The following is a 19,021-nucleotide window of genomic DNA, read 5'->3' as shown; positions in this document are numbered from 1 at the left end:
GATGAGATCTACGCTGCGTCGTCGCCCACCCACGCCTGAACCCGGGGTCGCCGGGTCCGCACGTGTCGACCGCCGTACCAAGTCGCTGACCAAGCGCCTGCGCGCCGGCGACGTCGCCGTGATCGACCACGAGGACCTCGACCGCGTCTCGGCCGAGGCCCTCGTCGCGTGCCAGCCCGCGGCGGTGCTCAACGCGGCACGGTCGACCTCCGGCCGCTACCCCAACCTCGGTCCGGAGATCCTCATCGAGGCGGGCATCCCGCTGGTCGACGACCTCGGGCCCGACGTCATGGCGATCCCCGAGGGCCATCACGTACGGGTGCTCGACGGCGCGGTGTACGACGGTGACACGCTCGTCGCCGAGGGCGTCGAGCAGACCGAGGCGATCGTCGCGCTCGCGATGGAGGAGGCTCGCGCGGGCCTGTCGGTCCAGCTCGAGTCGTTCGCGGCGAACACGATGGACTACCTGCGACGCGAGCGGGACCTGCTGCTCGACGGCGTGGGCGTGCCGGACATCGACACGCGTATCGACGGGCGACAGGTGCTGATCGTGGTGCGCGGCTACCACTACAAGGAAGACCTGGTCACGCTCCGCCCGTACATCCGCGAGTACCGCCCGGTGCTCATCGGCGTCGACGGCGGCGCGGACGCGATCCTCGAGGCGGGCTGGCGGCCGGACATGATCGTCGGCGACATGGACTCGGTCTCCGACCGTGCGCTCGGCTGCGGTGCCGAGGTCGTGGTGCACGCCTACCGGGACGGTCGCGCCCCCGGCATCGCACGCGTCGAGCAGCTCGGCGTCCCGCACGTCGTGTTCCCCGCGACCGGCACGAGCGAGGACGTCGCGATGCTCCTGGCCGACGACAAGGGCGCCGAGCTGATCGTCGCGGTCGGCACGCACGCGACGCTCGTCGAGTTCCTCGACAAGGGCCGCTCGGGCATGGCGAGCACGTTCCTCACCCGCCTGCGCGTCGGCGGCAAGCTCATCGACGCCAAGGGCGTCTCGCGGCTGTACCGCCAGCGGATCTCCAACCTCCAGCTCACCCTCCTGGTGCTCGCGGGCCTGCTCGCCCTGGGCGTCGCGCTCGCCTCGACCGAGGCGGGCCAGACGTTCTTCGGCCTCATGGGTGCGCGCATCGACGACTTCACCTCGTGGGTCCGCGGCCTCTTCGGAGGCGGCGCATGAGCACCCACCGGACCGACGGAAAGACCACCTCGTGATCGACTTCCGCTATCACCTCGTCTCGCTCATCTCGGTGTTCCTGGCGCTCGCCGTCGGCATCGCGCTGGGCGCCGGTCCCCTCAAGGAGACGATCGGCGACACGCTCACCGGCCAGGTGGACCAGCTGCGCACCGAGAAGGACGAGCTGCGCACGCAGCTCGACGTGACGTCGGGCGACCTCGCCGACGCCCAGGAGTTCGTGGACGCCTCGGGACCTGCGTTGCTGTCCGGCGCGCTGGCCGACCGTCGCGTCGCCGTGATCGCGCTGGGCGACGTGCCGGAGGGCGAGCGCACCGCGATCGACGACCGGCTCTCGCAGGCCGGCGCGACGGTCACGGCGCACGCCGCGCTGACCGACGCGTGGTACGACCCCGACCTGCGCTCGTTCCGCAACGCGCTCGTCGGTCTCCTGCTGGAGAACCTCGACCCCGCGCCGGCCGACGACGCGACCCTCGACGAGCAGCTCGCGCAGGCCCTCGTGCAGGGGCTGACGGGTGCCGACCCGGCCTCGCCGGACACGCTCACGGCAGACGCGGCCAACGTCCTGGCGATCCTGTCGCAGGGCGACAACCCCATGATCACGCTCGCGGACCCGGTCGTCACCGGGGCCGACGCGGTCGTCGTGCTCGGCGTCCCCACCGCGCCTGCTGTCGACGGCGCCGCCACGCCGACCCCCGGCGTGGACGCGGAGTCGGACGCTGACGTGCTCGCGGCGCAGGTCGCGGTGCTGAGCGCCGCCCAGGACCTGTCCGAGGGGGCGGTCCTCGCGGACGGCCAGCGAGGCAACGGCAGCCTCGTCGACGCCGTGCTCGGCGACGAGACGCTCGCCGCGGCTCTCACGACTGTCTCGGGAGCTGACGTGGTCACCGGGCAGGTGTCGACGCCGCTCGCGCTCGCGGCCCGGATCGCCGGGACCAACGGCCACTACGGGTTCGGCGACGACGAGACCGCGGTCCCGCCGGTCGTCGTGCTCGCGCCCGTCGACCGGACGCCGGTCGTGAGCTCGGAGAGCCAGGCGCCGGACGGCTCGGGCGACGCGAGCGGCGAGGCCACCACCGACCCGGGGAGCGGTGGGTGAGCATCGGGCGCAGGCTCGGCGCGGTCGCGACGGCACGGACCGTGACCGCCGTGGTGCGCGCGGTGCTCGAGGAGCACGCGCCCGGCGGTCAGCAGCGCTGGCTCCGCACGAATCACCGCGGCGAGCCCGTGAGCATGCTCGAGGGGCCGGCCGTCGCGGCGGGTCTCGTCGCGGGTGCGGTCGTGGCCGCGCCCAGCGCGCGGGCCGCGGGTGCGGTCGGGATCGCGACGGCGGCGGGCGCGGCGTTCGGCATCGTCGACGACCTCGCTGAGGACCTCGACGACCGGCGCAAGGGCCTGCGCGGGCACCTCGGTGCGCTCGCGCAGGGCCGGGTCACCACGGGCGGGCTCAAGGTCCTCGGGATCGGTGCGGGCGCGCTGCTGGCGGCCGCTGTCGCCACCCCGCGTACGGGCGACGACGGCATCCGCCGCGGCCTGGTGGGGTGGGGGACCGACGTCGCGGTCTCCGGCGCGCTCATCGCCTCGACCGCGAACCTCCTCAACCTGCTCGACCTGCGGCCCGGGCGTGCGCTCAAGGCGGCCACGATCGCGGCCGTGCCGATGGTGCTCGCACCCGGCGCGGGTGGGCCGGCCGCCGCGGCGATCGTCGGGGCGTCGGCCGCCGCGGCCGACCAGGACCTCGCCGAGACCGACATGCTCGGCGACGGTGGAGCCAACGCGCTGGGGGCGGCGCTCGGCTCGGCGCTCGTCCTCGGGGCCCCGCGTGCCGTCCGCCTCGCCGCGCTCGCGGCGACCGTCGGGCTGACCGTGGTGAGCGAGAAGGTGAGCTTCACCGCGGTCATCGAGGCGACACCCGTGCTGCGGGACATCGACCGGTGGGGTCGCCGGCCGGTGCACGCGCCGGCTCCGAGCGCGTGAGCCCGGCTGCTCGCCGCGCGCTCGGCGGGCTGGCCGGCGCCGCGGCGATGATCGCGGCGGTCACCGTGCTGTCGCGGCTCCTCGGGTTCGGTCGGTGGTTGCTGCAGGCGTCCGAGGTCGGGCCCGGCGTGATCGGCGACGCGTACAACTCCGCGAACCTGCTGCCCAACGTCCTGTTCGAGGTGGCCGCGGGGGGTGCCCTCGCGGGCGCGCTCGTCCCGCTGCTCACGGGGCCGATCGCGCGCGGTGACCGGCGCGAGGTCGAGCGCACGGCGTCCGGTGCGCTCGGCTGGACGCTGCTGGTCCTGGCGCCGCTCGCTGTGCTGCTCGCGGCGCTGTCGACGCCGATCGCGCACGCGCTGGCCCACACCTCCGACCAGGTCGACCTCATCAGGTTCTTCATCCTGGTCTTCGCGGTCCAGGTCCCGCTCTACGGCGTCGCGGTCCTGCTCTACGCGGTCCTGCAGGCCCACAAGCGGTTCTTCTGGCCGGCGTTCGCGCCGGTCATCTCCTCGCTCGTCGTCATGACGACCTACGTCGTCTACGGCGCGCTCGCGAACGGCGAGCAGTCCGACCCCGCGGCCCTGGAGAGCCAGGCGCTCGACGTGCTCGCGTGGGGGACCACGCTCGGGGTGGCGGCGATGTGCCTGCCGATGTTCGTCCCGGTCCGGCGGCTCGGCGTCCGGCTGCGCCCGACCCTGCGGTTCCCGCACGGCGTGGGCCGCCGCCTGCGCCACCTCGCGCTGGCGGGCGTGGGGGCCGTCGCGGCGCAGCAGCTCGCGCTGCTCGTCATCATGAAGGTCGCGTGGTGGCAGCCGTACGCGCAGGAGGGCACGCTCACCCGGTTCCTCTACACGCAGCAGGTCTACCTGCTGCCGTACGCGGTGCTCGTCGTGCCGCTTGCGACGTCGTCCTTCCCGCGGATCGCCGCACGCGCCTCGGCGGGCGACCGCGTGGGCTTCGCGCGGATGGCCGCGGTGACGACCCGGGGCGTGCTCATCGCGGCCGGCGCGGGCGTCGCGGTCGTGGTCGCGGCCGCGACCGCCGTCGCCACGGTGTTCGCCGTGGTCGCCGACGACGCCACGGTCGCCGACGAGATGGGTCCTGCGCTCACCTGGATGATGCCGGGGCTCGTCGGCTTCGCCCTGCTCTTCCACGTCTCACGCACGCTGTACGCGCTCGAGCGGGGGCGGCTGGCGGTCGCCGCCAACGTCGTCGGCTGGGGCGTGGTGGCGGTCGCTGCGGTGGTGCTCGTGCGCGCACAGGTCCCCGCGGGCGGCGCGGTGGTGGCGATCGGGGCGGCGAGCAGCATCGGCATGCTCGCGGGAGGTGGCAGCGCGCTCGTGCTGCTGCGTCGTGCTGCGGGCGGCGGCGCGCTCACTGGCGTGGTGCGCACGCTCGCGGTCCTCGCCGGAGCCGTCACGGTGGCCGGTGCCACCGGCCGCTGGGTCGCCGACACGGTCCAGGACGTCGCCGGCCACGGTCTCTGGACGGCGGTCGGCGCCGGTGCGGGCGGGGCCGTCGTGGCCCTCGTCGTCGTCGCGGGTGCCGTCGCGCTGCTCGACCGGCGCACCGCCGTCGACGTCCTGCGGGTCGAGCGGACGCCCGTACCGGCCTCCGCCCCGGTCGTCGAGCTGCCGGACGAGTGAGCGCCGTCATGGCACGGCGAGGAGCGGGTCACCCGGGAGTGGGCCGACTCACCGCGTCGGCCGCATCCATGGGCCCAGCGGTCGGGTAGGCTGGAATCCCGTGACAGAGCGCGCGCACCGACTCACCGGGCGGTCGGACCATCTGACCCGGCACATCTTCGTCACCGGGGGAGTTGCCTCTTCTCTCGGCAAGGGCCTGACGGCGAGCAGCCTCGGCCGACTCCTTCGCTCCCGTGGCCTGACGGTCACGATGCAGAAGCTCGACCCCTACCTGAACGTCGACCCTGGGACGATGAACCCGTTCCAGCACGGCGAGGTCTTCGTGACCGACGACGGTGCGGAGACCGACCTCGACGTCGGGCACTACGAGCGCTTCCTCGACGTGAACCTCGTCGGGTCGGCGAACGTGACGACGGGCCAGGTGTACTCCCAGGTCATCGCCAAGGAGCGTCGCGGCGAGTACCTCGGTGACACCGTGCAGGTCATCCCGCACATCACCGACGAGATCAAGTCACGCATGCGGGCGCAGGCGCAAGACGGCGTCGACGTGATCATCACCGAGATCGGTGGGACGGTCGGCGACATCGAGTCGCTGCCGTTCCTCGAGGCCGCCCGCCAGGTGCGCCACGACCTCGGCCGCGACAACGTGTTCTTCCTGCACGTCTCGCTCCTGCCGTACATCGGCCCCTCGGGCGAGCTGAAGACCAAGCCGACCCAGCACTCCGTCGCCGCGCTGCGCAGCATCGGCATCCAGCCTGACGCGATCGTGCTCCGCGCCGACCGTGACGTGCCCGAGAGCATCAAGCGCAAGATCGCGCTGTTCTGCGACGTCGACACCGAGGGCGTCGTCACCGCCAAGGACGCGCCGAGCATCTACGACATCCCGCGCGTGCTGCACGCCGAGGGTCTGGACGCGTACGCGGTGCAGCGGCTCGGCCTGCCGTTCCGCGACGTCGACTGGAGCGGCTGGGACGAGCTGCTCAAGCGCGTCCACGAGCCGGCGTACCGGGTCGAGATCGCGCTCGTCGGCAAGTACATCGACCTGCCGGACGCGTACCTGTCGGTCACCGAGGCGCTGCGCGCGGGCGGCTTCCACCACGACGCGAAGGTCGTCATCCGCTGGGTGTCGTCCGACGACTGCCAGACCCCGGCGGGCGCGCAGTCGGCGCTCGAGGGCGTCGACGCGGTCCTCGTGCCGGGCGGCTTCGGGGTGCGCGGCATCGAGGGCAAGCTCGGGGCGCTGCGCTGGTCGCGCGAGAACGGCGTCCCGACGCTCGGCATCTGCCTCGGCCTGCAGTGCATGGTCATCGAGTACGCCCGCAACGTGCTCGGCCTCGACGGAGCGTCCTCCTCGGAGTTCGACGACAACCCCGCGCACCCGGTCATCGCGACGATGGCCGAGCAGCTGGCGATCGTCGGCGGCGAGGGCGACCTCGGCGGGACCATGCGTCTCGGTGCGTACGACGCGGTCCTCACGCCCGGCTCGGTCGTCGCCGAGGCGTACGGCGCGAACCGGATCTCCGAGCGGCACCGCCACCGGTACGAGGTCAACAACTCCTACCGCGCGCAGCTCGAGGAGGCCGGCCTGGTGATCTCGGGCGTCTCGCCCGACACCTCGCTGGTGGAGTTCGTCGAGCTGCCGCGTGACGTGCACCCGTACTACGTCTCGACGCAGGCGCACCCGGAGTTCAAGTCGCGCCCGAACCGTGCCCACCCGCTGTTCGCGGGTCTGGTCGCGGCGGCGCTCGCCCGGCAGGACGAGAGCTGACGAGCGGCGTCGGGTCCGACGAGCCCGTCCGGGACGTCGCGGCGCGGCACGAGGTCCTCGAGCACGAGGTCGTCTACCACGGCCGTGTCTGGGACCTCGCGCGCGACCGCGTCGACCTGGGTGAGTCGCAGGTGGTGCGTGAGTACGTGGCGCACACGGGCGCGGTCGCGGTGATCGCGCTCGACGACGACGACCGGGTGCTGCTGCTGTCGCAATACCGGCACCCGGTCGCGCACGTCCTGTGGGAGCCCCCCGCGGGACTGCTCGACGTGCCTGGCGAGGACCCGGTGCGGGCCGCGGCGCGCGAGCTCGCCGAGGAGGCCGACCTGGTGGCCGGTCGCTGGTGGCGGCTCGTCGAGTTCTTCACGACGCCCGGCGGTTCCTCGGAGCGAATCACCGTCTTCGTGGCCCGCGACCTGTCGCCCGTCCCCGAGGCGGACCGCTTCGCACGGGAGGACGAGGAGGCTGCGATGGTGGCCCGGTGGGTGCCGCTCGACGAGGCTGTCGCGGGCGTGCTCGGCGACCGGTTCGCGAGCCCGACGACGACGATCGGCGTGCTCGCGGCGGTGGCCGCTCGCGCGCGCGGCTGGGACACGCTCGAGCCCGCGACGCCCTGAGCGGCGACGCGACGACGAGGGGCCGGTGCCTGACGCGACGAGCGTCGGGCACCGGCCTTCGTCGTTCAGCGGCTCGTGCTGCGGCGGTACTGCAGGTTCGCGATCGGGATGAACACCGCGAGGATGATCACGGTCCAGATCAGCGTGTACAGCGTCGCGTTCTGCAGCGGCCAGGCCGTCGGCTCGGGCACTCCCGCGGGGATGTTGCCGAACAGCTCGCGGGACGCCTGCGTGACGGCAGAGACGGGGTTCCACTCGGCGAACGTCTGGAGCACCTTGGGCAGCGTCTCGAGCGGCACGAAGGTGTTGGCGACGAACGTGATCGGGAAGATCACGATGAAGGTCGCGTTGTTGAAGACCTCGACGCTCGGGACGAGCATGCCCAGCCACGCCATGATCCACGACACGGCGTACGCGAAGACGATCAGCAGGAGGAACCCCGCGAGCGCCTCGCCCACGGAGCTGTGGATGGCCCAGCCGACCAGCAGCCCGGTGAGCGACATGACGATGAGCACCAGCACGTTGTTCACGACGTCGGACATCGTCCGCCCGGTGAGCACGGCGGACGGCGCCATCGGCAAGGACCGGAAGCGGTCGATGATCCCCTTCTTCACGTCCTCGGCCAGGCCCGCGCCGGTGATCGTCGCGCCGAAGATCACCGTCTGCGCGAAGATCCCCGCCATGAGGAACTCGCGATAGGCGCTCGGGTCGGTGCCGCCGGGCACCTGGATCGCGCCGCCGAACACGAACGCGAACAGCAGGACGAACATGATCGGCGAGAGCGTCGTGAAGACCAGCAGGTCGGGGACGCGCTTGATCTTGATGATGTTGCGCCTGGCGACGACGTGCGCGTCGCTCAGCACGGTCGGGAAGGCCATCACGCGTCTCCCTTCGTCTCGGTCTCGTCGTCCTCGGCCGGGCGTCCCGTCAGCGTCAGGAACACGTCGTCGAGCGTGGGCCGGCGCAGGCCGACGTCGTCGAGCGTGATCCCCGCGTCGTCGAGCCGCCGCAGCGCCTCGGTGAGCGTGCGGGCGCCGCCGGTGACCGGCATGAGCAGCGACCGGCGACTCGCGTCGAGCGTGGGCTTGCCGACGCCGAGTGGCTCGAGCAAGGCCGCTGCCTGCTCGAGCAGCGTCTCGTCCGCGACGGTGAGGTCGAGGCGCTCGCCGCCGACCTGGAGCTTGAGCTGGTCGGCTGTGCCCTGGGCGATGACCTTGCCGTGGTCGATCACCACGATGTCGTCCGCCAGGACGTCGGCCTCCTCGAGATACTGGGTGGTCAGCAGCAGAGTCGTCCCGCCCGCGACGAGCGTCTGGATGACCTCCCACATCTCCGCGCGGCCGCGTGGGTCGAGGCCGGTGGTCGGCTCGTCGAGGAAGATCACCGGCGGGCTCGCCACGAGCGCGCCGGCGAGGTCGAGCCGTCGGCGCATGCCGCCCGAGTACGTGCGCGACGGCCGGTCGGCCGCCTCGTCGAGGCGGAACTGCGCGAGCAGCTCGCGCGCGCGTTCGCGTGAGCGCGCCTTGCCCAGGTGGTAGAGGCGGCCGATCATCTCGAGGTTCTCGTACCCCGTGAGGTACTCGTCGACCGCGGCGTACTGACCCGAGAGCCCGATCTTGCGCCGGACCGCTCGAGGGTGGTGCAGCACGTCGATCCCGGCCACCTCAGCTGTGCCCGAGTCAGGCTGAAGCAGGGTCGCCAGGATGCGCACCGTGGTGGTCTTGCCCGCCCCGTTCGGGCCGAGCAGACCCAGGACGGTGCCCTCGGGAACGGTGAGGTCGACGCCGTCGAGCGCGACGACGTCCTTGTACTTCTTCACGAGCCCGCGAGCGGCGACGGCAGCCTTTGCCGGAGTGCCGGGCGGCGCGGCCAGCCCGGTCGTGGAGTGCCGGCCCGCGCGCGGGCCCGAGTGGTCATCGGTCATGCCGCGACTGTAGGTGTGACCGCCGACACTCGGCACCCCGTTTGTCGGATCTGTTCCCTGCGGCGTCAGCGCGCGGCGGCGGACCCCGGCTCGACCCGCGCCGGCTCGACCGCGTCCGGCACGCCCCGCGTGCGGGTGCACAGCCACACGCGCGCGCCACCCGCGGCGAGCAGGGCGGCGCCGATCAGGTGCAGGTTGACCAGCGCGATCGGCAGTCCGGTCGCGGTCTGCACGTAGCCGATCGCGCCCTGCAGCACCGAGAGCACGAGCAGGATCACGGCCGCGCGGTGCGTCGCGGCGGCGCGTGCGCCCGACGGTCCGGAGGTGCGGGTGCGCCACAGCACGACGAGCAGCACGGCGACGAACGCCCAGACCGCCGCGGCGTGGATCTTCGCCATGAGCATCGGGTCGACCGCGAGGCGGTAGCCGACCTCGTCGTCACCCGAGTGCGGCCCCGCGCCGGTCGTCAGCGTCCCGAGCACGAGCACGACGGCCAGGAGCACCGCCACCACGTCCGCCAGGAGCCTGGTGGCCGGGTCGACGACGACCACCGCGGGTCCGTCACCCTCGTCGTGCCGGTGCAGCAGCAGGAGCGAGCCCGCGACCAGTGCCATCGACACCAGGAAGTGCAGCGACACGAGGATCGGGGGGAGCTCGAGCAGCACGAGCACGCCACCGATCACGGCCTGCGCCACGACCCCCGCGATCGGCACCCAGCCCAGCAGGCGGTAGGAGCGCACGCGGTCCCGGTCGCCCCACACGACGTAGACGACCGCCACCGCGGCGGCGGTCAGCACGAACGTCATGAGCCGGTTCCCGAACTCGACGAACACGTGGTAGGTCGTCGCGTCGTGCAGCTGCGGCACGAAGCTGCCCGGCTCGCACTGGGGCCACGTCGAGCAGCCGAGGCCGGAGGCGGTCAGGCGCACCGCGCCACCCGTGCCCACGATCGCGATCTGGAGCAGGAGGTTCGCCACGAGCACGGTGCGCACGTGCGCGCGCAGCCAGGCCAGCAGGGCGTCCCACGCGCGGCGCGCGGGGGCGGGACGGACATCAGGGGGGCTCGCGCTCACGGGGCCAAGCCTAGGCCGCGCGACGAGGCGGCTCGGCGTGCTGCCCGGCGGGCCGGGTGTGACATCGGGCAGGGTCGCGCGGTGGCTCAGTGCCAGCGGAACAGGCGCGCGGCGCCCCAGCCCAGCGCGGCGGTCCATCCCACGAGCACGACCACGGACCACGCGGGCAGCGCACCTGTCTGCAACGCACCGCGCATCGCCTCACCCAGCGCGCCCGACGGCAGCAGCAGCGCGAGGTGCTGGAGCGCCCCGGGCAGGCGGTCGGCGGGGACGATCACGCCGCCCGCGAACGCGAGCAGCAGGAGCGCGAGGTTGGCGACCGCGAGCACGGCCTCGGCGCGTAGCGTCCCCGCGACGAGCAGGGCGAGCGACGTGAACGCCGCCGTCCCGAGCAGCACGGCGACGAGCGAGAGCGCGACGCCGACCGCGGACGGCCGCCACCCGAGCGCGACCGCGGTCAGGCCGATCACCAGCACCTGCACGAGCTCGACGACGAGCACGCCCAGCACCTTGCCGACGAGCAGCCCGCCCCGGCCGAGCGGCGTGGTCGACAGCAGCCGCAGGACGCCGTTGCGCCGGTCGAACGCGGAGGCGATCGCCTGCGACGTGAACGACGAGGTCATGACGGCGAGCGCCAGGATGCCCGGCGTGAAGAAGTCGATCCGGCTCAGCCCGCCGGTGTCCACGTCGAGCGCGTCGACGCTCACGAGCCCGACGAGCGCGAGCACGGGGACGACGACGGTCACGAGGAGCTGCTCGCCGTTGCGCAGGATCGCGCGCGCCTCGAAGGCGGTCTGGGCGAGGACCCGCGCGCGGGGCGACGCCGCGCCGGCGTGGCTCGTCGTCATCGCAGGGTCCGTCCGGTCAGGTCGAGGAACACGTCCTCGAGCGTGCGCCGACCCACGGTCAGCCGGGTCGCCAGCGCGCCGCGCTCGGCGAGCCACGCGGTCAGGCTCGCGACGGTCGACGGCTCGACGGCACCGACCACGGTGTACGCACCGGGCGACACCTCGGCGACGTCGAGCGGGGCGATGCCCGGCCGCGCGAGCGCCGCCGTGATCGCCGCGACGTCGAGGCCTGCGGGGGCGTCGAGACGCAGCGTGCGGTCGTCGCTCGAGGAGACGAGGTCGCGGACCGAACCCTGCGCGATGACCCGGCCGCCGTCGACGACCACGACGTGGTCGGCGAGGTCCTCGGCCTCGTCCATGAGGTGCGTGGTCAGGACGACCGCGACACCCTCGTCGCGCAGCTCGCGCACGAGGTCCCACACGGCATGGCGCGACTGCGGGTCCATGCCCGCGCTCGGTTCGTCGAGGAACGCGACCTGCGGGCGTCCGACGACGGCCGCGGCGAGCGCGAGGCGCTGACGCTGGCCGCCGGACAGGCGCCGCACGGTCGTGCGCCCGAACGACGCCAGCCCGAGACGCTCGGTGAGCTCGTCGAGCGAGCGTGGGTCGGCGTACATGCGCGCGACGTGCTCGAGCATCTGTGCCGCGGGGATCCCGGTGGGCAGGCCGCCGTCCTGCAGCATCACGCCGACGCGGGGGCGCAGTGCGGCGGCGTCCTCGTGCGGGTCGAGCCCGAGGACCCGCACCGCACCGCCGTCGGGCTTGCGCAGCCCTTCGCAGCACTCGATCGTCGTGGTCTTGCCGGCGCCGTTGGGGCCGAGGACCGCGGTCACGGCGCCAGGGCGGGCGACGAGGTCCAGGCCGTCGACGACGGCGCGGTCGCCGTACCGCTTGACGAGGCCGGTGACCTCGACGGCGTGCTCGACGAGTTCGGTTGCGGGCACGGTCGAGCAGTCTAGGTGGCCGCGGGCCCCTCGCGGTGGCGTGCCGCACGTCACGTGGGTCGGGCCCGGGCGAAGGCATGCCTTGCTTGCCAAGATGGAATTTGGCAACAACCATGTTTCCGAATGGTGTTCTGGGTTCCGCACGCGGTGCGTAGGGAGGTGAGATGAGCGACGTCCTGCACGAGGAGCGCGCCACGCAGGCGCCCCTGTCGGCGACCGCCCCGCCCGAGGACTCGAGCGACGCCAGCACGCGCCAGCGCGTGCTTCAGCTCGTCGCCGGCGAGGGGCCGATCACGGCAGCCGAGCTCGCCGCCTGCCTCGACCTGACTCCCGCGGCGATCCGGCGCCACCTCGGCGTCCTCGAGAGCACGGCGCAGATCACCGTCCACGACGGCTCGGGCGTCGGTCCGGTCCGCCGCGGCCGCCCCGCACGGCACTACGTCGTCACCCCGCAGGGCCAGACGGCGCTGTCGCACCGCTACGCGGAGATCGCCGCCCAGGCACTGCGGTTCCTGGCGGACACGGTCGGGCCGGACGCGGTCGAGACCTTCGCGACGCAGCGCGTCGCCGAGCTCGAGGCACGACTGGCACCCGCGCTGGACGGACTTCCCGAGGGCGACCTCGCCGCCCGCACCGAGGCGCTCGCACAGGCGCTCTCGGGCGACGGCTACGCCGCCACGGCCCGCACCGTCCCCGGCCGACGCGCGGTCCAGCTGTGCCAGGGCCACTGCCCGGTGCAGGAGATCGCCCACGAGTTCCCGCAGCTGTGCGAGGCGGAGGCACGAGCCTTCTCGCGCCTGCTCGGTGTCCACGTCCAGCGGCTCGCGACCCTCGCCGGCGGCGGCCACGTCTGCACGACGAACATCCCGGTGGCGGTCAGCCTGACCGCCCACCCCACGACCGTCACGACCCCCCCTGTGCTCGCCCCGGAAGGAACGAACGCATGAGCGCACCTACGCAGGACCCGGCACAGCCGATGACGCAGGACGAGGCCATCGCCTCGATCGGCAGCTACAACTACGGCTGGCACGACACGGACACCGCCGGCGCGACCGCGAGGCGTGGCCTGTCGGAGGACGTCGTGCGGGAGATCTCCCGGCTCAAGAACGAGCCGGAGTGGATGCTCAAGACGCGCCTGAAGTCGCTGCGGATGTTCGAGAAGAAGCCCATGCCCTGGTGGGGCGCGGACCTGTCGGGCATCGACTTCGACAACATCAAGTACTTCGTGCGGTCCACGGAGAAGCAGGCGACGAGCTGGGAAGAGCTGCCCGAGGACATCAAGAACACGTACGACCGCCTCGGCATCCCCGAGGCCGAGAAGCAGCGCCTCGTCGCCGGCGTCGCGGCGCAGTACGAGTCCGAGGTCGTGTACCACCAGATCCAGGAGTCGCTCGAGGAGCAGGGCGTCATCTTCCTCGACACCGACACGGGCCTGCGTGAGCACCCGGAGATCTTCGAGCAGTACTTCGGCTCGGTCATCCCGCCCGGCGACAACAAGTTCGCCTCGCTCAACACCGCGGTGTGGTCGGGCGGCTCGTTCGTCTACGTCCCGCCGGGCGTGCACGTCGAGATCCCGCTGCAGGCCTACTTCCGGATCAACACCGAGAACATGGGCCAGTTCGAGCGGACGCTGATCATCGCCGACGAGGGCTCGTACGTGCACTACGTCGAGGGCTGCACCGCGCCGGTGTACTCGTCGGACTCGTTGCACTCCGCGGTCGTCGAGATCATCGTCAAGAAGAACGCCCGCGTGCGGTACACGACGATCCAGAACTGGTCGAACAACGTGTACAACCTCGTGACCAAGCGGGCGACCGCGGCCGAGGGCGCGACCATGGAGTGGGTCGACGGCAACATCGGCTCCAAGGTCACCATGAAGTACCCGGCGATCTACCTCATGGGCGAGCACGCGCGCGGTGAGACGCTCTCGATCGCGTTCGCGGGCGAGGGCCAGCACCAGGACGCCGGCTCCAAGATGGTGCACGCCGCACCGCACACGTCGTCGTCGATCGTCTCGAAGTCGGTCGCGCGCGGCGGTGGGCGCACGTCGTACCGCGGCCTCGTGCAGATCCTCGAGGGGGCCTCGCACTCCGCGTCGAACGTGCTGTGCGACGCCCTGCTCGTCGACCAGATCTCCCGCTCGGACACCTACCCGTACGTCGACGTCCGCGAGGACGACGTGTCGATGGGCCACGAGGCCACGGTGTCCCGCGTGAGCGAGGACCAGCTGTTCTACCTCATGTCCCGAGGCATGCCGGAGACGGAAGCCATGGCGATGATCGTGCGCGGGTTCGTCGAGCCCATCGCACGCGAGCTGCCCATGGAGTACGCCCTCGAGCTCAACCGCCTCATCGAGCTGCAGATGGAAGGGGCCGTCGGCTGATGACGACCACCACGAACGAGTCGGGCCTGGCGACCGACCACTCCCGCGCGGTCGCGGACGGCGCGCACACGCACGGGGTGGGCGGTGTGCCGGAGGCCTCGCGCGCCGAGCGCAAGACGTCCTTCGACGTCGCGGACTTCGCCGTCCCCACCGGTCGCGAGGAGGAGTGGCGGTTCGCTCCCGTCGCCCGGCTCGCGCCGCTGTTCGCCGCGGACACCGACGGCGTGCTCGACGGGCACGGCGTCCTGACGACCGTCGTCGAGTCGCCCGAGGTCGCGGTCGAGATCGTCGACCGCGGCGACGCGCGTCTCGGTGTCGTCGGCAAGCCGGGGGACCGCGCGGCGGCCGTCGCGTGGGCCTCGGCGCCGCGTGCCACGCTCGTGACGATCCCGCAGGAGGCCGTGACGTCGAAGGTCACGTCGATCCGCATCGAGGGCGTCGAGGGCGCGGGCACGCAGGACGCGCCGCTCGAGCCGAGCGCCGCGCACCTCGTCGTGCGTGCGGAGGCGATGTCGCAGGGCACCGTGGTCATCGACCACGTCGGCCACGCCGCGCTCACCGAGACGGTCGAGATCGTCGCCGAGGACGGCGCGCACCTCACGGTCGTGTCCGTGCACGACTGGGCCGAGGGCTCCGTGCACGCCGCCTCGCACCGGCTCAAGGTCGGCCGTGACGCGACGGTCAAGCACATCGTCGTGACGCTCGGCGGCGACGTCGTGCGCGTGACGCCCGACGCGGAGTTCGCCGGCGAGGGCGGCTCGGTCACCATGCTCGGGTTGTACTTCGCGGACGCCGGGCAGCACCAGGAGCACCGCCTGTTCGTCGACCACGCGGTGCCGAGCTGCGTGAGCCGCGTGACCTACAAGGGCGCGCTGCAGGGTGCTGGAGCGCACACGGTGTGGGTCGGCGACGTGCTGATCCGGGCCGAGGCCGAGGGCACCGACACGTACGAGCTCAACCGCAACCTCGTCCTGACGGACGGGGCGCGCGCGGACTCCGTGCCGAACCTCGAGATCGAGACCGGCCTGATCGAGGGCGCGGGGCACGCGTCCGCGACGGGTCGGTTCGACGACGAGCAGCTCTTTTACCTGCGGGCACGGGGCATCCCCGAGCCCGACGCGCGTCGGCTCGTCGTGCGCGGGTTCTTCGCCGAGCTCGTGCACGAGATCGGCGTTCCCGAGATCGAGGAGCGCCTCATCGCCGCGATCGAGGACGAGCTCGAGAAGTCGATGTCCGTGCTCGACGGCGCGACCTCGCAGGCCGCACCCGATCGGGGTGTCGACGCGGTCGGTCAGCACGCATGACCGCACAGCTCGCCTGCTACGCGTCCGACGTGCCGACCGGCGGCACCCTGCGCGTCGAGCTCGAGGCGGAGACCGGGACCGTCGAGGTCGCGCTCGTGCGCGACGACGACGGTGAGCTGCACGCGATCAGCGACATCTGCTCGCACGGCGCGGTCTCGCTGTCCGACGGCGAGGTCGAGGGCTGCACGATCGAGTGCTGGCTGCACGGCTCGCGGTTCGACCTGCGCACCGGCAAGCCGCTCAGCCCGCCTGCCGTCACCCCCGTCCCCGTCTACCCGGTCACGCTGGACGGCGAGCGCGTGCTCGTCGACGTGGACCGGACCCTCTGACCTTCCACCGAGGAGCACACCCCGCATGACCACCCTGGAGATCCGCGACCTGCACGTCAGCGTCGAGACCAAGGAGGGCGCCAAGCCCATCCTGCGCGGCGTCGACCTGACCGTGAACAGCGGCGAGACGCACGCGATCATGGGCCCCAACGGCTCGGGCAAGTCCACGCTCGCGTACTCGCTCGCCGGCCACCCGAAGTACCAGATCACGAGCGGCACGGTCCTGCTCGACGGCGAGGACGTCCTGGCGATGTCGGTCGACGAGCGCGCCCGCGCCGGCATGTTCCTCGCGATGCAGTACCCGGTCGAGGTCCCCGGCGTGTCGGTGTCGAACTTCCTGCGCACCGCCAAGACGGCGATCGACGGCCAGGCGCCGCCGCTGCGCACGTGGGTCAAGGACGTCAAGACGGCCATGGCCGACCTGCGCATGGACTCCGCGTTCGCCGAGCGCTCGGTGAACGAGGGCTTCTCGGGCGGTGAGAAGAAGCGCCACGAGATCCTGCAGATGGAGCTCCTCAAGCCGCGCATCGCGATCCTCGACGAGACCGACTCGGGCCTCGACGTCGACGCGCTGCGCGTCGTCTCCGAGGGCGTCAACCGCGTGCGGGCCAACACCGACGTCGGTGTGCTGCTCATCACGCACTACACGCGCATCCTGCGCTACATCAAGCCCGACTTCGTGCACGTGTTCGTCGACGGGCGCATCGCGGAGGAGGGCGGCCCGGAGCTGGCCGAGCGCCTCGAGAACGAGGGCTACGACCGTTTCCTGGTCAACTCCTGACCCACTCCACCCGCGTGGGCGAGAGCCACGGCTCTCGCCCACGCGCAGCCGTCGAGGAATCGAGGGGAACGCCGTGAGCACCACCCTGGAGGCCGCCGAGCTGGCGGCCGTGCGGGCCGACTTCCCGCTGCTCGAGCGCACGCTGCGCGGCGGCAAGCCGCTCGTGTACCTCGACTCGGGAGCCACGTCGCAGAAGCCCGACGTGGTCCTCGACGCCGAGCAGGACTTCTACCTGCAGCGCAACGCCGCGGTGCACCGGGGCGCGCACCAGCTCGCCGAGGAGGCCACCGAGGCGTTCGAGGACGCGCGGGCGCGGGTCGCGTCGTTCGTCGGCGCCTCGGCGGGCGAGATCGTCTGGACGACGAACGCGACCGCGGGGATCAACCTCGTCGCGTACGCGATGTCGAACGCGAGCCTCGGGCGCGGGGGAGCGGCGGCGAGCCGCCTCGCGCTGGGCCCGGGCGACGAGATCGTCGTGACCGAGGTCGAGCACCACGCGAACCTCGTGCCGTGGCAGGAGCTCGCGGCGCGCACGGGCGCGACGCTGCGCTGGATCGGCGTGGCCGACGACGGACGCCTGCGGACCGACGAGCTCGCGACCGTCGTCACGGACCGCACGCGCGTCCTGGCGTTCACGCACGCGTCCAACGTGACCGGTGCGATCACGGACGTCGACGCGTTCGTCGCGCGTGCACGCGAGGTCGGTGCGCTCACGGTGCTCGACGCGTGCCAGTCCGTGCCGCACCTGCCGGTGGACCTGCACGCGCTCGGAGTGGACTTCGCGGCGTTCTCCGGCCACAAGATGTTCGCCCCGACGGGCGTCGGCGCGCTGTACGGGCGGCGCGAGCTGCTCGAGGCGATGCCGCCCGTCACGACCGGCGGGTCGATGGTCGAGGTCGTCACCATGACGGAGACGACGTACGCGCCGCCCCCGCAGCGGTTCGAGGCGGGCACCCAGATGGTCTCGCAGGCCGTGGCGATGGGCGCGGCCGCGACGTACCTGGCGGACCTCGGCATGGACGCGGTCGCGGCGCACGAGGCCCACCTCGCCCGTCTGCTGCTCGACGCGGTCGCGTCCGTCCCGGGCGTGCGCGTGATCGGCCCGACCGACACGCGCGACCGCCTCGCGACCGTCTCGTTCGTCGTCGACGGCGTGCACGCGCACGACGTCGGCCAGGTGCTCGACGACGCGGGCGTCGCGGTGCGCGTCGGTCACCACTGCGCGCAGCCGCTGCACCGTCGGTTCGGCGTCGCGGCGACCGCGCGCGCCTCGGCCGCCGTGTACACGACTGACGAGGAGATCGCGGTGTTCCGGGAAGCACTGGCAGGGGTCCGGACGTTCTTCGGGTTGACGGACGACCGCGAAGGAGTCGCATGAGCAGCTCGATGGAGCAGCTGTACCAGCAGGTGATCCTGGACCACGCCAAGTACCCGCACGGCCGGGGCCTCGGGGACGCGGTGACGGGCGCGCACACCGCGCAGTCGCACCAGGTGAACCCGACGTGCGGCGACGAGGTCACGCTGCAGGTCGACGTCGACGACGCCGGCGTCGTGCGGGGCGTGCGCTGGGACGGCCAGGGCTGCTCGATCTCGCAGGCATCGGTCTCCGTGCTGCACGACCTCGTCGTGGACCAGCCGCTGACGACGGTCGACCGGCTCGCGGGCTCGTTCCGCGACCTCATGCAGTCCAAGGGCCAGGGCCTGGACGACGAGGACGCCGAGGAGGCCCTCGGCGACGCGGCGGCCTTCACGGGCGTCGGCAAGTTCTCGGCGCGCGTCAAGTGCGCCCTGCTCGGCTGGGTCGCGTTGAACGACGCGCTCATCAAGACCGGTGCGACCCGCACCGAGAGGGAGGACGCATGAGCACCCCCACCACACCGCCGGCCACGACGCCGTCGAGCCCGTCGCCCACGACGGTCGCCGACGTCGAGGAGGCCATGCGTGACGTCATCGACCCCGAGCTCGGCATCAACGTCGTCGACCTGGGACTCGTGTACGGCGTCTCGCTCGAGCAGAACACCGCGGTGATCGACATGACGCTCACGTCGGCGGCGTGCCCGCTGACGGACGTCATCGAGGACCAGTCGGCGCAGGCGCTCGACGGGATCGTCGACGGCTTCCGGATCAACTGGGTCTGGATGCCGCCGTGGGGCCCGGAGAAGATCACGTCCGACGGTCGCGAGCAGATGCGGGCCTTGGGCTTCAACATCTGAGCACCCGGGT

General features: G+C 72.6%; 19 protein-coding genes. 14 read left to right on the top strand and 5 right to left on the bottom strand.

The genetic code is table 11. The annotated features are described in order from the left end of the window. Position 1 precedes the first annotated feature (1 nt). The 6 genes from steA (at position 2) to CGE01nite_RS01395 (ending at position 7,212) form a co-directional block, all read left to right on the top strand. Positions 2–1,186 (top strand): putative cytokinetic ring protein SteA, encoded by a 1,185-nt coding sequence (gene steA / locus CGE01nite_RS01420; protein WP_048342815.1) that lies wholly within the window; start codon positions 2–4, stop codon positions 1,184–1,186. Between the two features lie 31 nt (positions 1,187–1,217). Further along, a complete protein-coding gene (locus CGE01nite_RS01415; RefSeq protein ID WP_141368509.1) occupies positions 1,218–2,300 on the top strand; it encodes a copper transporter in 1,083 nt (360 codons plus the stop codon). Continuing rightward, on the top strand, positions 2,297–3,178 hold the full coding sequence (locus tag CGE01nite_RS01410) for a hypothetical protein (RefSeq protein ID WP_048342813.1): 882 nt from the start codon (positions 2,297–2,299) through the stop codon (positions 3,176–3,178). The genes CGE01nite_RS01415 and CGE01nite_RS01410 overlap by 4 nt, the downstream gene beginning before the upstream one ends. Beyond that, positions 3,175–4,827 (top strand): murein biosynthesis integral membrane protein MurJ, encoded by a 1,653-nt coding sequence (gene murJ / locus CGE01nite_RS01405; RefSeq protein WP_141368507.1) that lies wholly within the window; start codon positions 3,175–3,177, stop codon positions 4,825–4,827. Before CGE01nite_RS01410 ends, murJ begins: the two co-directional genes overlap by 4 nt. Before the next feature lie 100 nt (positions 4,828–4,927). Continuing rightward, a complete protein-coding gene (gene pyrG / locus CGE01nite_RS01400; RefSeq protein WP_141368505.1) occupies positions 4,928–6,595 on the top strand; it encodes a CTP synthase in 1,668 nt (555 codons plus the stop codon). Positions 6,596–6,729: 134 nt separating this feature from the next. Continuing rightward, the gene (locus CGE01nite_RS01395; RefSeq protein WP_307722624.1) at positions 6,730–7,212 is read left to right on the top strand and encodes an NUDIX domain-containing protein; all 483 of its coding nucleotides are present in this window, start codon (positions 6,730–6,732) and stop codon (positions 7,210–7,212) included. 65 nt (positions 7,213–7,277) lie between these two features. Here CGE01nite_RS01395 and CGE01nite_RS01390 read toward each other — a convergent pair whose 3' ends face one another. The 5 genes from CGE01nite_RS01390 to CGE01nite_RS01370 all read right to left on the bottom strand — a co-directional run bounded on the left by CGE01nite_RS01390 (position 7,278) and on the right by CGE01nite_RS01370 (position 12,001). Continuing rightward, positions 7,278–8,090: an ABC transporter permease gene (locus CGE01nite_RS01390; RefSeq protein WP_048342810.1), complete on the bottom strand. Its 813-nt coding sequence runs from the start codon at positions 8,088–8,090 to the stop codon at positions 7,278–7,280. Next, positions 8,090–9,136 carry an ATP-binding cassette domain-containing protein gene (locus CGE01nite_RS01385; RefSeq protein WP_141368503.1) on the bottom strand — a complete coding sequence of 349 codons (1,047 nt, stop codon included), beginning with the start codon at positions 9,134–9,136 and terminating at the stop codon, positions 8,090–8,092. The genes CGE01nite_RS01390 and CGE01nite_RS01385 overlap by 1 nt, the downstream gene beginning before the upstream one ends. 65 nt (positions 9,137–9,201) lie before the next feature. Continuing rightward, positions 9,202–10,209, bottom strand: coding sequence for a COX15/CtaA family protein (locus CGE01nite_RS01380; protein ID WP_229747540.1), 1,008 nt, complete (start codon positions 10,207–10,209; stop codon positions 9,202–9,204). Between the two features lie 86 nt (positions 10,210–10,295). Further along, the gene (locus CGE01nite_RS01375) at positions 10,296–11,057 is read right to left on the bottom strand and encodes an ABC transporter permease (RefSeq protein WP_048342808.1); all 762 of its coding nucleotides are present in this window, start codon (positions 11,055–11,057) and stop codon (positions 10,296–10,298) included. After that, entirely contained in the window at positions 11,054–12,001 is a 948-nt protein-coding gene (locus CGE01nite_RS01370; protein ID WP_048342807.1) for an ABC transporter ATP-binding protein, read from the bottom strand. Before CGE01nite_RS01370 ends, CGE01nite_RS01375 begins: the two co-directional genes overlap by 4 nt. A gap of 164 nt (positions 12,002–12,165) precedes the next feature. On the opposite strand from CGE01nite_RS01370, the gene CGE01nite_RS01365 reads away from it, so the two are divergent. From CGE01nite_RS01365 to CGE01nite_RS01330, 8 genes are all read left to right on the top strand, one after another. Then, on the top strand, positions 12,166–12,948 hold the full coding sequence (locus CGE01nite_RS01365; RefSeq protein WP_048342806.1) for a helix-turn-helix transcriptional regulator: 783 nt from the start codon (positions 12,166–12,168) through the stop codon (positions 12,946–12,948). Further along, positions 12,945–14,384: a Fe-S cluster assembly protein SufB gene (sufB, locus tag CGE01nite_RS01360; RefSeq protein ID WP_048342805.1), complete on the top strand. Its 1,440-nt coding sequence runs from the start codon at positions 12,945–12,947 to the stop codon at positions 14,382–14,384. The genes CGE01nite_RS01365 and sufB overlap by 4 nt, the downstream gene beginning before the upstream one ends. After that, positions 14,384–15,688 carry a Fe-S cluster assembly protein SufD gene (gene sufD, locus CGE01nite_RS01355; protein ID WP_048342804.1) on the top strand — a complete coding sequence of 435 codons (1,305 nt, stop codon included), beginning with the start codon at positions 14,384–14,386 and terminating at the stop codon, positions 15,686–15,688. Before sufB ends, sufD begins: the two co-directional genes overlap by 1 nt. Next, positions 15,685–16,017 (top strand): non-heme iron oxygenase ferredoxin subunit, encoded by a 333-nt coding sequence (locus CGE01nite_RS01350; RefSeq protein ID WP_048342803.1) that lies wholly within the window; start codon positions 15,685–15,687, stop codon positions 16,015–16,017. The genes sufD and CGE01nite_RS01350 overlap by 4 nt, the downstream gene beginning before the upstream one ends. 25 nt (positions 16,018–16,042) lie before the next feature. Next, on the top strand, positions 16,043–16,798 hold the full coding sequence (gene sufC, locus CGE01nite_RS01345) for a Fe-S cluster assembly ATPase SufC (protein WP_141368499.1): 756 nt from the start codon (positions 16,043–16,045) through the stop codon (positions 16,796–16,798). A gap of 73 nt (positions 16,799–16,871) precedes the next feature. Further along, the gene (locus CGE01nite_RS01340; protein ID WP_048342801.1) at positions 16,872–18,176 is read left to right on the top strand and encodes a SufS family cysteine desulfurase; all 1,305 of its coding nucleotides are present in this window, start codon (positions 16,872–16,874) and stop codon (positions 18,174–18,176) included. Beyond that, the gene (gene sufU / locus CGE01nite_RS01335; RefSeq protein ID WP_048342800.1) at positions 18,173–18,661 is read left to right on the top strand and encodes a Fe-S cluster assembly sulfur transfer protein SufU; all 489 of its coding nucleotides are present in this window, start codon (positions 18,173–18,175) and stop codon (positions 18,659–18,661) included. Before CGE01nite_RS01340 ends, sufU begins: the two co-directional genes overlap by 4 nt. Then, a complete protein-coding gene (locus CGE01nite_RS01330; protein WP_048342799.1) occupies positions 18,658–19,011 on the top strand; it encodes a metal-sulfur cluster assembly factor in 354 nt (117 codons plus the stop codon). The genes sufU and CGE01nite_RS01330 overlap by 4 nt, the downstream gene beginning before the upstream one ends. Positions 19,012–19,021 lie beyond the last annotated feature (10 nt).

Source organism: Cellulomonas gelida, assembly GCF_006538725.1.
Lineage (GTDB): Bacteria > Actinomycetota > Actinomycetes > Actinomycetales > Cellulomonadaceae > Cellulomonas > Cellulomonas gelida.
This window is presented reverse-complemented; position numbering and strand designations above follow the sequence as displayed.

Bases quoted from the DNA above. Each gene is read 5' to 3' on its own strand.
- CGE01nite_RS01365 (WP_048342806.1), top strand. From the start codon at position 12,166: ATGAGCGACGTCCTGCACGAGGAGCGCGCCACGCAGGCGCCCCTGTCG.
- CGE01nite_RS01375 (WP_048342808.1), bottom strand. From the start codon at position 11,057: ATGACGACGAGCCACGCCGGCGCGGCGTCGCCCCGCGCGCGGGTCCTC.
- sufB (WP_048342805.1), top strand. From the start codon at position 12,945: ATGAGCGCACCTACGCAGGACCCGGCACAGCCGATGACGCAGGACGAG.
- sufD (WP_048342804.1), top strand. From the start codon at position 14,384: ATGACGACCACCACGAACGAGTCGGGCCTGGCGACCGACCACTCCCGC.
- sufU (WP_048342800.1), top strand. From the start codon at position 18,173: ATGAGCAGCTCGATGGAGCAGCTGTACCAGCAGGTGATCCTGGACCAC.
- CGE01nite_RS01390 (WP_048342810.1), bottom strand. From the start codon at position 8,090: ATGGCCTTCCCGACCGTGCTGAGCGACGCGCACGTCGTCGCCAGGCGC.
- CGE01nite_RS01330 (WP_048342799.1), top strand. From the start codon at position 18,658: ATGAGCACCCCCACCACACCGCCGGCCACGACGCCGTCGAGCCCGTCG.
- CGE01nite_RS01350 (WP_048342803.1), top strand. From the start codon at position 15,685: ATGACCGCACAGCTCGCCTGCTACGCGTCCGACGTGCCGACCGGCGGC.
- steA (WP_048342815.1), top strand. From the start codon at position 2: ATGAGATCTACGCTGCGTCGTCGCCCACCCACGCCTGAACCCGGGGTC.
- sufC (WP_141368499.1), top strand. From the start codon at position 16,043: ATGACCACCCTGGAGATCCGCGACCTGCACGTCAGCGTCGAGACCAAG.
- CGE01nite_RS01385 (WP_141368503.1), bottom strand. From the start codon at position 9,136: ATGACCGATGACCACTCGGGCCCGCGCGCGGGCCGGCACTCCACGACC.